The 12,460-nt window shown below is 70.4% G+C and carries 14 protein-coding genes; 3 read left to right on the top strand and 11 right to left on the bottom strand.

Annotation, left to right across the window (positions count from 1 at the left end):
- Positions 1-9: 9 nt before the first annotated feature.
- A complete protein-coding gene (locus ABT369_RS33975) occupies positions 10-561 on the top strand; it encodes a LuxR family transcriptional regulator (RefSeq protein WP_350618142.1) in 552 nt (183 codons plus the stop codon).
- Positions 562-650: 89 nt separating this feature from the next.
- Here ABT369_RS33975 and ABT369_RS33970 read toward each other — a convergent pair whose 3' ends face one another.
- The 6 genes from ABT369_RS33970 to ABT369_RS33945 form a co-directional block, all read right to left on the bottom strand.
- Positions 651-1,790: an RNA polymerase sigma factor gene (locus tag ABT369_RS33970; RefSeq protein ID WP_350618208.1), complete on the bottom strand. Its 1,140-nt coding sequence runs from the start codon at positions 1,788-1,790 to the stop codon at positions 651-653.
- Between the two features lie 113 nt (positions 1,791-1,903).
- Positions 1,904-2,311: a YciI family protein gene (locus ABT369_RS33965; RefSeq protein WP_350618140.1), complete on the bottom strand. Its 408-nt coding sequence runs from the start codon at positions 2,309-2,311 to the stop codon at positions 1,904-1,906.
- Positions 2,312-2,409: 98 nt separating this feature from the next.
- A complete protein-coding gene (locus ABT369_RS33960; protein WP_350618206.1) occupies positions 2,410-3,129 on the bottom strand; it encodes a lysophospholipid acyltransferase family protein in 720 nt (239 codons plus the stop codon).
- A 557-nt stretch (positions 3,130-3,686) separates the two neighbouring features.
- On the bottom strand, positions 3,687-4,487 hold the full coding sequence (locus ABT369_RS33955; RefSeq protein ID WP_350618138.1) for a DUF6319 family protein: 801 nt from the start codon (positions 4,485-4,487) through the stop codon (positions 3,687-3,689).
- Between the two features lie 108 nt (positions 4,488-4,595).
- Entirely contained in the window at positions 4,596-4,997 is a 402-nt protein-coding gene (locus tag ABT369_RS33950) for a hypothetical protein (RefSeq protein WP_350618136.1), read from the bottom strand.
- Positions 4,994-5,257, bottom strand: coding sequence for a ribbon-helix-helix domain-containing protein (locus ABT369_RS33945; RefSeq protein WP_350618134.1), 264 nt, complete (start codon positions 5,255-5,257; stop codon positions 4,994-4,996). The genes ABT369_RS33950 and ABT369_RS33945 overlap by 4 nt, the downstream gene beginning before the upstream one ends.
- 141 nt (positions 5,258-5,398) lie before the next feature.
- Between ABT369_RS33945 and ABT369_RS33940 the strand changes: the two genes are divergently transcribed.
- Together ABT369_RS33940 and ABT369_RS33935 are read left to right on the top strand one after the other, a co-directional pair.
- Positions 5,399-6,184, top strand: a complete 786-nt coding sequence (locus ABT369_RS33940) for a hypothetical protein (RefSeq protein ID WP_350618132.1) — start codon at positions 5,399-5,401, stop codon at positions 6,182-6,184.
- Positions 6,185-6,352: 168 nt separating this feature from the next.
- The gene (locus tag ABT369_RS33935; protein WP_350618130.1) at positions 6,353-7,024 is read left to right on the top strand and encodes a hypothetical protein; all 672 of its coding nucleotides are present in this window, start codon (positions 6,353-6,355) and stop codon (positions 7,022-7,024) included.
- Here the strand turns inward: ABT369_RS33935 and ABT369_RS33930 are convergent.
- From ABT369_RS33930 to ABT369_RS33910, 5 genes are all read right to left on the bottom strand, one after another.
- Entirely contained in the window at positions 6,991-7,917 is a 927-nt protein-coding gene (locus tag ABT369_RS33930) for a TniQ family protein (protein ID WP_350618128.1), read from the bottom strand. The two genes, ABT369_RS33935 and ABT369_RS33930, sit on opposite strands and share 34 nt — an antisense overlap.
- Positions 7,917-8,939 (bottom strand): TniB family NTP-binding protein, encoded by a 1,023-nt coding sequence (locus ABT369_RS33925; RefSeq protein ID WP_350618126.1) that lies wholly within the window; start codon positions 8,937-8,939, stop codon positions 7,917-7,919. The genes ABT369_RS33930 and ABT369_RS33925 overlap by 1 nt, the downstream gene beginning before the upstream one ends.
- Positions 8,927-11,008 carry a TnsB C-terminal domain-containing protein gene (locus ABT369_RS33920; RefSeq protein WP_350618124.1) on the bottom strand — a complete coding sequence of 694 codons (2,082 nt, stop codon included), beginning with the start codon at positions 11,006-11,008 and terminating at the stop codon, positions 8,927-8,929. The genes ABT369_RS33925 and ABT369_RS33920 overlap by 13 nt, the downstream gene beginning before the upstream one ends.
- Positions 11,005-11,760, bottom strand: coding sequence for a TnsA-like heteromeric transposase endonuclease subunit (locus ABT369_RS33915; protein WP_350618122.1), 756 nt, complete (start codon positions 11,758-11,760; stop codon positions 11,005-11,007). The genes ABT369_RS33920 and ABT369_RS33915 overlap by 4 nt, the downstream gene beginning before the upstream one ends.
- A 213-nt stretch (positions 11,761-11,973) precedes the next feature.
- The gene (locus ABT369_RS33910) at positions 11,974-12,327 is read right to left on the bottom strand and encodes a nuclear transport factor 2 family protein (protein WP_350618120.1); all 354 of its coding nucleotides are present in this window, start codon (positions 12,325-12,327) and stop codon (positions 11,974-11,976) included.
- Between the last annotated feature and the right edge of the window lie 133 nt (positions 12,328-12,460).

The following is a 12,460-nucleotide window of genomic DNA, read 5'->3' as shown; positions in this document are numbered from 1 at the left end:
GGGCCGCTGATGGCGGGAGATCCGGCACTCGCACCGCGGTACGTCGTGGCGAACGGCGCCGACGCCACCGCCGTGCTGCGCAGACTCGCCCGGGCGGGCTGGACCACCCGCGAGGGCTTCGCCCTGACCGACCAGGCCTGGGACGTGTCCGACGCGCGCCTGGCGCTTTTCGGCCGGATCGCCGACGCCGACACCGCCGAACTCGCCCTCCTCGCCGCCGCCCGCGGCGCGGGGATCGTCGCGATCGCCGACACCGCCGCCGAGATCGGCCGGGCCCTGCTCGCCGACCTGGCCCGCATCGGCCCGGTCACCACCGACCCCGACGCCGATCTCGGCACCGAACCGGCCGACGACGCCGGGGGACCGGTGCTCGCCCCCGAGCAGCGCGCCCTGCTGGAACGGCTCGCCGGCGGCGAGACGATCGCGGCCGCGGCGGCGGCCGAGTTCCTGTCGCTGCGCACCGCGAACCGGCGCATCGCCGAGGCCCGCGAGGTCCTGGGCGTGCGCACGACCCGCGAGGCGGTCCTCGCCTACCTGCGCATGCGCCGCGAAGGCGCCTGACCCGGTCCGGCGCCGCTGACCCGTGAGCCCGCGGTCGGCGGCGTGTGCCCCGGTGTGACCTGGCTGCGCGCGGCGCAGGCCGGAAGGGCCTAGCCCTGCCGGACCCGGGCCGCCTCCCGGGTCAGATGGTCCCGCTCGGGCACGCTCGTCGCCTCCTGGGCCGCCGCGGCGTACAGCTCCGCGGCGAGCCCACGGTCGCCGGCGCGCTCGTGCAGGTACGCCTGCACGGCCTTGAACCTCGGCAGGCCCGCGTCGAGCCCGCCGAGCGCCGCCAGCCCCGCCCGGGCACCATCGGCCTCGCCGACCGCCACCGCCCGGTTGAGCCGCACGACCGGGTTGTCGCCCGTGAGCCGCAGCAGCTCGTCGTACCACTCGACGATCTGTACCCAGTCCGTCTCCGCCGCGCTCGGGCTGTCGGCGTGCAGGGCGGCGATCGCGGCCTGCGCCTGGTACTCGCCCAGCCGGTCCGTGGCCAGGGCCGCCTGCAGCACCGCCACCCCTTCGGCGATCAGCCCCGTGTCCCACCGCGACCGGTCCTGCTCGGCCAGCGGCACCAGCCGCCCGCCGGGCCCCGTCCGCGAGGCCCGCCGGGCGTGGTGCAGCAGCATCAGCGCCAGCAGCCCGGCGACCTCCGGCTCGGCGGCCAGTGCCGCGAGCTGACGGGTCAGCCGGATCGCCTCCGCCGCCAGGTCGACGTCGCCGCTGTACCCCTCGTTGAACACCAGGTACAACACGCGCAGCACCGTGCCCAGGTCCCCGGGGCGGTCCAGCGGCAGCCCGGCGAGCCGCCGCTTCGCCCGGCTGATCCGCTGGGCCATCGTCGCCTCCGGCACCAGGTACGCGGCCGCGATCTGCCGGGTCGTCAGCCCGCCGACCGCCCGCAGCGTCAACGCCACGGCCGCGGCGGCGGGCAGCACCGGGTTCGCGCACAGGAAATACAGCCGCAGCGTGTCGTCGGTGCCCGCGACCGGCCCGGCGGGCGGCTCCGCGTCGACGGCCGCCTCCCGCCCGCGCCGCGACGCCTCGGACCGGGCCGCGTCGAGGAACCGGTGCCACGCCGCAGTGACGAGCCACGCCTTCGGGTCCCGCGGCGGATCGTCCGGCCACGTGCCGAGGGCCCGGATGAGCGCCTCCTGCACCGCGTCCTCGGCGGAGGCGAAGTCGGCACCGCGACGCACGAGCACCGCGATGACCGTCGGCACCAGCTCACGCAGCAGCGCCTCGTCCACGACGCCCGTCCTTTCCGCCATGCTCCCTCGACCGCGAGGCCGGCTCCCGGCCCGATCCGGCCGGTGTCCTTCGGCCGGTGTCCTTGAGGCTGCGTCCTTCAGCCGGTGTGTCTTCAGCCGGTGGACGGGCCGAAGTCGGACAGCACCGGCCGCACCTCGAGCCACTCGTGCAGCGGCTTGCCGCCCGGCCCGGGCGACGCCGAGAGCTCCCCGGCCACCTCCACCGCCCGCTCCCACGAGTCCACGTCGATCATCATCCAGCCGGCGATGAGATCCTTCGTCTCCGCGAACGGCCCGTCGGTGACCGGTGGTTTGCCCTCCCCGTCGTACCGCACGAACGAGCCCCCGGGCTGCAACGCCTGCCCGTTGACGAACTCGCCCGACTCCTGCAGCCGGTTCGCGAGGTCGACCATGTACTGCACGTGCGCGTCGACCTCCTCGGGCGTCCACCGGTCCATCGGCGCATAGTCCACCACCCGCTCGGGGCCGCCACGGTAGTGCTTGAGCAGCAGATACTTCATGTCTGTCCCATTCCTTCTCGCTCGTCGGACACCCCGGGGACGGAGCCGGCACCAGGTTCTCGACATCCGCGCCGACTTGTTCCCCGGATGCCTGTGCCTCAGCCGATCGGGCGAGTGCCGGCGGGCCGGTGCCGCCGCTGGAGCGTCAGGGGCCGCACCGGGTCGACGTAGCGGGGCAGACGCGGCTCGTCGGCCCGCAACGGCCGCAGCTCGCCGGTGATCGCGTCGATGATCCGGTCGGTGGCGCGCTGGGCCGCTCCGGGCGCGGCCGGGTCGATCCCGGACAGGTCCACGACCGCGCCGAAGTGCACCCGCACGACCGGCCGGCGTACCAGCGCCCGTGACAGGGCCCGGACCGTCGGCCCGAACCCGCCCCACGCCGCGACCTCGTGCGCCCCCCACTGCGCCACGGCGACGACCGGCGCCCCGGTCGCGAGCGCCACCCGGGCCAGCCCCGTCTTCCCGCGCTCCGGCCACATCCCGGGGTCGAGGGTGATGCGGCCCTCCGGGTATCCGAGGACGTGCGACCCGGCCGCGAGGGCCCGCGTCACGTCGTCGACGGCGGCGGCGACGTTCGCCTGCCGCCGGTTGATGCGGATATGCCCGGACGCGCGCATCACCGACCCCACGACCGGCGCCCGGAACAGCCCGCCGGTCGCCATCAGCCGCGGCGCGATCCCGGCGGCGCCACACGCGGCGGTGATCGCGACGGGGTCGAACGGCCCGATGTGGTTCACGGCGAGGATGACCGGGCCGCCGCACAGCTCGGGCGGGAGCCCGCCGGTGACCCGCAGCCGGGCCACGGGGGCGACGACCATCCGGGCGAGGACGAGCAGCACGCGCCACAGCCACGGCACCCGCCACGCCCGGACCGGCTCGACCGTCGCAGGCGCAGCGGGCGCGTCGCCCCGGACGGTGCCCGAGGCCGCCTCCGCCACGGCGGTCGCGAAGTCGGCAGGCCGGACGGCGGCGTCGCCTCGGACAGTGCCCACGTCTCCCGCGGTGTCCGAGGCCGCGTCACCCGGCATCGCGGACGAGCCGGGGCGGTCCGCCTCCACCACAGCGGTCGCGCCGTCGCCCCGGACGGCGTCCGCGCCCACCGCAGCAGTGGCGGGTCCGGCGTCCGAGGCCGTGCCACCCGGCGCCGTCTCCACCAGGGAGGTCGCGGATTCGGCCGGTGCAGCTGGCTCCCCGTCGCTCACGTGCTCATATCCGTTCCTGCCGCAGGTGGGTTGTGTCGATCCCGGACACGGTAGCGCTGTGCCCGGGAGGCGCAACCATCCCGTCGGCAGATGTGCAGATCGGCCCCGGTCGCCGAGGCGCAGCCGGGACCGATCGCGGACGTCGAAGCCAGGGACCCGAATCCGGGCGGCGGCTACTCGGCCTCGCGCAGCTCGGCGAGCCGCGCCTCGATCTCCGCCAGCTCGGCCCGCAGCCGCTCCGCCTGGGTCTCGGCCTCCGCCCGGGCCGCCGACACGATCTCCTCGACCGCCTCGTGCACGCCCGGCACGTCCAGCATCGCGACCATCTTCAGCGCCTCGCCGGCCTTGATGACGTAGGGCTTGGCGAGGGCCTTCGCACCCTGGTTCGCCGCGACCGTCCACTCGCCGTCGGCGTAGGAGAGGGTCACGGTCAGCCCGGGCGCGGGCTTCGGCTTCGGGGCGGCCTTCTTCGCGGCGGGCTTCCCGGGCGTGTTCTTCGCCCCGGAACCCGACGAATCGGACGAATCGGCGCTCGAGGCCTGGGGTGTCGCGGCCGGGGTCGTCGCGGCCGCGGGCAGGGCGGGACTCGGGTCGGCGGCCGGGGCCGGAGCCGGGGAACCGGGGGAGTCCGGCGCCTCGGTCGTGGCGGGGGAGTCGGCTACGGAAGGGGCTGGCACGGGGCTCTCCTCACGAGGTGCGGGAACGGCGGGGGCGCGCTTGGCCGGTGGGGCCTTCGGCGCGATCGCCAGGTCGGCGGGGGAGAAGGGCAGCTCGTCGCGGCCGAACCGGACCACGACCCACTCGTCGGACAGCTCCGGGTCCGTCAGTGCGACGACCTGGCCCAGCTGCCCGGCGATCTGCCCGGCCTGCTCGGTGAACACGACCTTCGGTTTCCGGCCGGCCGCGAGGGTGTCCCGGATCTGCTCCAGATCCACCGTCGACAAGCCCGTGACCGCGGTCCGCGCGGCAACCATTGCACCCTCCCCAACCCGTCTATCGAACATGTGTCGGAACAGTCATACCAGCCACCTATGACATTTTCCGAGCGCGACACACCGTACGACAGGGTTCGGCAATGGGCGTCAGGGGAGTTCGTCGATCTCCGCCTGCGGGTCGAGGGTGCGCAGTACGTCGGCGCGGTCCGTCACGATCGCCCAGCCCGGCCGCGCCTGGGCCCGGCGGACCACGTGCGCGGCCGCGACCGTCGCCGGGCCGCCCTCGCCGGCGAACAGCGCGCCGGAGTCGACCGCGTCCGCCGCGGTGAGGGCGTCGACGACCACCACCGGCAGCGACAGCAGTACCTTCAGCACGTCGTAGTCCTTCGGCGACGTCTGCGCCCACGCCTCGGCCAGCGCCGCCGCCGGCACCGCCAGCACGACACCCTGGTCGACGGCGTGCCACACGATCGCCGAGCTGTACGGCTTACCGGCCACGAACCCGAGGATCGCGGAGCTGTCCAGAATCCGCCCACCGACCGCGGTCACGACACCGTCCCGCCCGTGGGCGCCACCCCCAGCACCTCACGCGCCCACGCGTGGTGCTCCGGGTCCATCCGCACGCCCCGCTGCGCGTACAGCTCGTTGAGGGTCAGCAGCGCCCGGTCCCGGGCGAGCCGGTCCCGCACCGCCTCGGCGACATACGCCGACACGGACTCGGCACCGCCGGAGTCCACGAACCGCCGCACGGCCGCGGCGTCATCGGCGGGCATGGTCACCGTTACCCGCTCTTTGCGCATCTCACGCATACGCACAGGGTATCGCCCGCATACGTCGATCACCTAGCGTGTCATCACCCGAAAGGGTGGGTTCTCGTGCTCACCTGCGAGCTTCGGGCCCGAACGCCCGAAGCTCGCGACCGTCCGTGACTGACGGGAGAGGATGTGTGCGTGGATCCCACGACGCTGCACTGGGCGTCACGCCGGTATCTGACGACGCGATACGGGGGCCTCCTGAGCGCGTACGGCCGGCTGCCCAACTCCGGCCGCCAAGCCAATGGATACGACTACACCACCGAGGCGAAGCGGATCTTCCCCCGCTACAACGTCGTGGACGCCATGCTCATGGAGGTTGAGCGGCCCGATCCGGACCGGCTTCCCGCCGTTGACGTCGTGGCCGGCCTGCTGGTCGCGGCCGCCGAGCGTGCGCACTCGCCGTTCACCAAGCCGCCGTACGACGAGGTCGAAGCACAGGCCGTGGCCGATGAGCGCCGGCGTTTCGCGGCGAAGGTGCGGCAGTGGTCGGCGCAGCCCGATTTCCGCGCCGGCCCCGTCCCGTACCGGCGCGTGCTCACGCCCGAGGAGTCATCGGCCTGGCGGACGTCGTTGCAGCGGCGGTGGGGAGTACAGCAAGGCTTGTGGTACCCGTTGCTGAGTGGTCCGGTTCCGCACGGCGTGCTGGTCCTGACCGGGGCGTCGATGTGGGAGGACGACGGCGTTGAAGCCGTTCGCCGGGTGCTGCGAGCGCTCGGCCGCCCGCGTGTGGTCGAGTTGCGCGAGGACGGGGTCGCCTACCTGCTGGATGTCGAGATCGTCGCACCGAGGTACACCACGCTGGAGGGTTTCTGGACCGACGAGCAGCACGATTGGATCGCCTACGCATCCCACGAGGGAACCGTGGCGTTCGGCGGCGTGCTCTCTACCGCGCTCGCGGCGACCTGTGTCCGTTCTCAGTGAAGTTGAGCCACCCGCAGCTTGCTGACCTGGGTTGGCTCAAGATAGTGAGAACCGACGCAGGTGTGTTCTTCTCACTATCTTGAGCCAACCCGCAAGAAGCGCCAATTGTCGGCGCAGCACGGCCCTGCCCCAAGTCGTCGGCCTTGTACCCGGTTCTACTCTCGGCCGGTGAGCTTCAGTGCGTTCGCCAACCACGTCCGCAACCCCGCGCTGCCGCACCGGCGACGGGTTTCCGCGCTGCGCTCGTGCGTGCAGTTGTACCGACCAATCGGATTCGAGGCGACGCTCAGTTTCCTCGGCGAGTTGGCCGGACCGTTCCAACGTGACGACGGAGCGCTCCTGCGCGCGCTCGATCATCTCGCGGCCAGCCGCAGCCTCTGGCATGACCATCTGCGAAGGTATGCCGCCGAGCGCCGCACGGCGAAACGGCTCGGCCACCGGGCACCCCGGCCCGGTGACGCGAACCCTAACCTCGGTCCATCGATCTGGTACGGCGCTCCGCAGCACGCGGCGCTACACGCGTTGACCTATTGGCGCCGGAGCAGGCTTCCCCGACTGCTCGCGTGGGACGATCCCGGCGCGCGCGAGATCGACGTCGCCGTGTCCGCCTGCCTGGCAAGTCGCGGTCCGCTGTCGGATGAGCAGCACCGCCGGCTCCACGACACAGCCCAACAGCTACGGCGTCGCATCAGCGGAGGTCTCTACGACGAAGACGCCGTGGCGTACTTCCGCGCGAGGGATCTGCTACGCATCGCCGCGCTCGTCACAAGCGCGGCGATCCCGGAGTCCGCCGCAGGGGTCGAGCATCAGTCGACGACGGCGGCGGGCGGATCGAGATAGCCGCGTTCTTCTCCGCCCGCCGTCTGCTTCCGCCGCTGCTCGACCATCCAGTTCCGCAAGGGCGCGTTGGTGGCCGGGTCGCCGTTGGTGATGCCGTTGCGACCCACCTGTTGCAGAAAGAGCCGCCAGTCAGCCGGGATCGCCGAGATCGCCAGGCGCCGCCAGAACGGCGAAGCGAGGACGCTCAGGACGCCGACCACCTCCGGATAGTGGGCGGCGTGGCTGTATGACCACGGCAGGATCTTGGCCTGTTCCCGCTTGAAGAAGTACCGTCTGCGCGCAGAACGCGGGGTTGGCGACAAGGAATTCCGCGACGACCAGTCGCTGATCTCGTGGGCCGTCTCATAGAAGGCGCTGACGCTTCGGTGCCCATGCCGCCGAACGAGGTTTCGGTGCCGTGACTGCGCTCGGCCGATCTCAGGAAGGTCGGAGACGTCGAGCTGCTCGCCGACCTCGTGCACGCCCTCGCCGATCCAGAGGCGGTGCCGCAAGCAGACGTTGTGGTCGTGGCGGGCCCAGAGCTGGACAGGGCCGGCTATTGCTTTGGAGGCCATGCAGCGGCGGCAGGCCAGCCTTACGAAGTTCGGTTGGCCGGCGACGGTTCGGCCGGCGAGGTGGAGCACACGGTGATGGGCGTGCTGCTCTCGAATCTCCGGCAGTGCGTAGGCGAGGCTTGCGGCCGCAAGACCGCTGGCGGCTGCCAACGAGTCGATGCTGATCTGCGAGTATCTGCGGCCCTGTTCGTGGACAGTCGTGGAGACATGTGCGGTGAGATCCTGGATGGCCACATGGTTTCGAGCGGCGAGCCGGTGCAGGAAGGAGGACATCGTCTCGTCTTGGACCGGCGCCACTGGGCGCGGGAGCGGTCTGATCGTCGGCTGGTGCCGGATCATCAGCGTCCTGAACTGGTGCGACGGGTCGATGACTCTGCGGCGTGGTCGATGCGGACCCTGTCCATGACGGCCTGGGTGATGGCCTCTGTTTCGCTGAGGATCGCGCGGATGGCGGAGGCCCTGATCAGGTGCGACAAGCTGCCGATCATGCCGCCGGTGCGTTGGTGGAGGTACTTGGCTGCGACGACCAGCGATCCTGGTTCGTGGTGGTGCAGCCGCAGGGTGTTCTCCATCCCTGCGACGAGTTGCTTCCATTCATCGTGGACGGGAAACGGGCCGGTGTTGACCAGTGCGCACCGGCCGGCGAGTTGTTTGCCGCGGACGCCGGTGAACAGGCCCGTCCGTTCGACTTCGATTCCGGCATAGATGAAGGTTGCAGGCAGATGCTCGACCAGGTATTTCATGTGGTCGGAGTGGTCTTCGCCCGCGGTGGTCGCCATGTTGATGTTGTGTAGTTCGTCGACGATTACGATGTCGCAGCGGGCATCGATCATGACCTGGCAGACCGCGTCGGCGATGTCCGTGGCGTTGGCCCGTGAAGAGACCGGCGGCAGACCGAGGAATCGGGCGAACTCCATCGCCAGCTTCCGTGGTGAGCCCTTGGGGGGCGCGGTCACGTAAACGACCGGGATCCGGTCGGACCCCGGGAAGCGGCGTCGGGTTCGTAGTTCGTGAAGCCGGCCCAACTGCTTGATCGCGGTGGTCTTGCCGGTCGCTGCGCCGCCGGAGACGATGAGCCCGCGGCGGGCTCCGTTCTCGCGCTGGTTCATCAGTGTTAGCAGCCGGCCCTCATTGGTGATCTCCTGAATGGTGGAGGTCGTCACGACCATAAGTTCGGCGTGGTGAGCAATACGAGCCTCGTCATAGATGACCCGGTCGTCTTCCGACAGCGCAGCCCACTCATCCTCGGGCAACAACGTGAACTCGGGTTGGTCTGATTCGACGAAACGTCGCCACCCTTCCAGCGTGGTGGTGGGCTGGCGACGGTCCTCCAGTTGGCTGACCTGGTTCAGAACCGCCATTTCTCGGCCTCCCTGCGAGCGTCGAACACCGGCAGCGGGATGACCTGGGCGAGTTGCTCTGCACTGACGCTGTCTGTTTCGGGTTCCGGTTCGCCGATGTCCACTGGCTCGGGCTCGACGGCGGGCCGCGGTCCGGTTGGTTCGCTGGTCGCCCGGGTTCGGCCGGCAACCCGGCGGTCCCGTCGGGTTGCGTTGGACTCCTTCTGCGGGCCGCGTTCCGCGCGGGACAGCAGGTCATTGGCGGCCTCGGCGATCTCGGCTTCGGTCGCATCGTCGTGGCCGCGCTCAGCAAGAAGGGTTCGAGCATGGTCCCAAGCCAGTTCGCCGAACGGGGCGGGTGCGGCCTTGAGGTGCTTCCAGTCGAGGGTGATCCAGCCGCTGGCGTGGTGATTGCGGACCCAAATCCGGGTGACGTCGTAGGGGTCGTGGTGAACTTCCCACAGCCCTTTCTTGGCTGCGATCCCCGAGTGTTGCCCCCGGTAGGGGTTGAGGGCTCGGCTGTCGTAGGTGCGGTGACTGATCTTGATGCCGTAGCGGTTGATCGCCCTCCAGCAGACCGGCAGCAACTCGACATAGTCGTCGGCACTCAACGGAACCGGAACGTATCCCGCAACCTCGACCAGGGCCGCATACTGCTCGTTCGGAGTCAACGCCTTGCCCGGGGTCAGGGGGTGCCGTAGCCCACCATGGGGCCGGTTCTGCCAGACGACCACGAGCCATTCATCCAGCAGGGCCTGCAACTCGGCCATCGACCAGACAGCGTCCTGGTCGGCGTTCTCTCCGCGTCGTTCAACGTTGGGGCCGACGTAGCCGGCAACGTACTGGGCGAACAGGGTGCCCACTGAGTCGAAACTGCGTTCGACCACGCCCTTCTCCCAAGGGGACCCCTTGTGCGTGGGCTGGAAGTTTATGCCCATAGCTCGACAAGCCGACCGGAAAGTCTGCGAAATGTATGCCCTGCCGTGATCGCAGACGATCGTCTCAGGAACGATCACAGGCCGGGCTGCTGCCTGCTCCAGCCGCTCATCAAGCACTACCAGCCGACGATGCGGAAACACGGACCTGGCCATGCGCACCGCATCCGACCAGCCGGGCCGCATCGGCTCCGGGGTCAACGTCCTGGCCAGCAGGACCGCGGCGTCCACCGCCTTGGTCGTCGGCCGCAACACCGCCGCGGGAATACTCCGCGTGGCAAGATCCACCATCCAAGTCAACTCAGCCCGATCAACCACGCCGGTATCCAGCACCACCCGGACATCCAGCGGGGTGGAATCGACCTGCATCCACTCACCAGGGCGCAGCGCCGTAACCGCCCCGAACGGGCCTTCCGGGGCCTTGGCCAGCGACCGCCGCGTCTTGGCCGATCCGAACGTGTGCTTGCCCTGGGACAGCCGTGCAACGACCCGGTAGAACGTTGCCGGCGACGGCATCTCCGGCGCATCGTCCCCGTACTGCTCAACCAGGATCTGCTGGACCCGCCGCCGCAACCTGGACACGGTCCCGGTCGACCGAGTGGTCTCCCCAGCGATGGCACGCGACACTGCGGCGACGACACGGTCATCGACACGGCCGACCGCCTTGCTCGGCCTCGCGGTCCGCTGATCGACCAGACCCCAGAGCCCGTCCGTCTCGTAGGCGAGCCGAAGCCGCTTGACCTTCGCGAAACTGACCTCATGCCCCTCCCGCACCAGCTCGGCATGCTTGCGCAGTTCCCGTTGCCGCAGCGAATGCCGCGCCGGGTCATACTCCGGCCGCGGCGCCGAACCCGGTGCCGCGTCAGGCCGCCGACCAGTAAGAACTTCGATGATGTGCCCTTCCCACCAGCGAGCCAACTCCGCCGCGGCCGGAGGCAGCCCGTTCAGGACGCCAGCGGGCGGCAGGGGAGCCGGATCGCTGGCCGACACCAACTCCAGAGCCCGCATCACCTGCGGCAACGGCAGTTCGGTCTCTTCGGCGAGAACATCGCGCAACCGCACCGTCGCTGCGGAGACCGACACGACGGTGTGCAGTGAGCCGGAGAGCCGAACGGTGTCGCCCGCCTGTAAAACCCGGGGCCGCGAAACCGTCACTGCTCCTCGCCGCCCGCTTGGACCACCGACGCGGCCGACAGCGCAGACACGGCCAGGTCGGTGCTCAGGGCCTGACGCCAGAGCAGGTGGAACAACGTCGGCAGCACCGCGATCGGGTCACCGACACGACGGGCGCCCTCCATCAACCCAGCAGGCCGGGAGAAAACCCGCAGCAAATCCGCTGCCCGGCCCTGGTGCAGGCAGCGGGGATGGCGGTAGCCGGCGAGCCATCGCAGATTCGCGGCGAACACGGCATCGATTTCCCCGACGCGTCGAAACCGCCAGCCCACCGAGTCGCAGGCACGAGCAGTGGCCTCGAACGCCTCCGCATCCTCAGGATCGATCCGATCATCCGGCCGGACGTCAACCACCACGCCGGTCCCGTCGACCATCCGCACGAAATAGTCTGGGGTGTGCCAGCGCAGGCGGCCACCCTGCTGCCAACCGATCTGAAACGGTTGCGACGCCAGCCCGGTCACATCCGGATCGAAGTCGAGCAACATGACATGGTCACGCTCCAGCCACGACTCGTAGCCCACGTGGTCCGACGTCGTCGCCGACCACCACAACCCGTCGAAACTGCGCTGACCAAGATACGAGTTGAACTTCCGGACCGGTGGCGCCACCTCGAACGTCTCCATCCAGCACGCCCGCAGCAGATCCCGGCGTTCGACCCCATCGCGGTCGACGAACCGCATCTCGAAGTCTTCGGCCGGTGCAGCCCGGGAAAGCGCCAACGCCGGTTGTCCCATGTCTCACTCTCGCCACGGAGCACCCTGTACGCACTCGTACGGTGGCTCATCTTAGTGAGAAGAACAGACAGATGGCTCAACTAACACGCCCGTGGCTCAACTTCACTGAGAAACGACAACCTGGCCTGAGGTCGACAGTTGGCGGTGGCCCGCACCCCACTCGCCCCGGGTCACGGATGTTCGATAATGCACATTATGTCAACCAACCGGGGTTCAGATCGCCGGGCGGTAGAAGAACGTCCGGCGGCGGGCGATGCGCCCGGCGCGGAACTCGTACCAGTCGGCGAAGATCTCGTTCAGGGGCACACCCGCGTGGGACATGCCGTCGAAGCGGCCCCAGCAGAACCCCTGCCCGTCCACGGACACGCACCGGTCCACCTGGTGACGGCCGGCGGAGACGATGCACCGCCGGCGGTAGAAGCCGACGAACGCCTCGGCGCCCTCGATCGGCGGGCAGCCGGGCCGGTGGTACACGACGTCGTCGGTGACCATCTCGGACAGCCCCGCCCAGTCGCGTCGGTCGATGACGGTGAGCAGGTTGGCAATCAGCGCCGGCGCGTCGCCCATGCATCCATCACACGGTGCCGCACCGGGCGGGTCAACGCCCTGCCGGACGTTGTTTCGACCCGGAAACGGGACCGTAACCGGGCACGCGGGGCGCAGACTGGTGTGCGGGATGCGCCGGCCGTCGGCGTGCCGG

This window comes from Dactylosporangium sp. NPDC000244 (genome assembly GCF_040300725.1).
Classification (GTDB): Bacteria; Actinomycetota; Actinomycetes; order Mycobacteriales; family Micromonosporaceae; genus Dactylosporangium.
This window is presented reverse-complemented; position numbering and strand designations above follow the sequence as displayed.

Bases quoted from the DNA above. Each gene is read 5' to 3' on its own strand.
- ABT369_RS33975 (WP_350618142.1), top strand. From the start codon at position 10: ATGGCGGGAGATCCGGCACTCGCACCGCGGTACGTCGTGGCGAACGGC.
- ABT369_RS33965 (WP_350618140.1), bottom strand. From the start codon at position 2,311: ATGAAGTATCTGCTGCTCAAGCACTACCGTGGCGGCCCCGAGCGGGTG.
- ABT369_RS33960 (WP_350618206.1), bottom strand. From the start codon at position 3,129: ATGGTCGTCGCCCCCGTGGCCCGGCTGCGGGTCACCGGCGGGCTCCCG.
- ABT369_RS33955 (WP_350618138.1), bottom strand. From the start codon at position 4,487: ATGGTTGCCGCGCGGACCGCGGTCACGGGCTTGTCGACGGTGGATCTG.
- ABT369_RS33945 (WP_350618134.1), bottom strand. From the start codon at position 5,257: ATGCGTGAGATGCGCAAAGAGCGGGTAACGGTGACCATGCCCGCCGAT.
- ABT369_RS33930 (WP_350618128.1), bottom strand. From the start codon at position 7,917: ATGATCCGGCACCAGCCGACGATCAGACCGCTCCCGCGCCCAGTGGCG.
- ABT369_RS33925 (WP_350618126.1), bottom strand. From the start codon at position 8,939: ATGGCGGTTCTGAACCAGGTCAGCCAACTGGAGGACCGTCGCCAGCCC.
- ABT369_RS33915 (WP_350618122.1), bottom strand. From the start codon at position 11,760: ATGGGACAACCGGCGTTGGCGCTTTCCCGGGCTGCACCGGCCGAAGAC.
- ABT369_RS33910 (WP_350618120.1), bottom strand. From the start codon at position 12,327: ATGGGCGACGCGCCGGCGCTGATTGCCAACCTGCTCACCGTCATCGAC.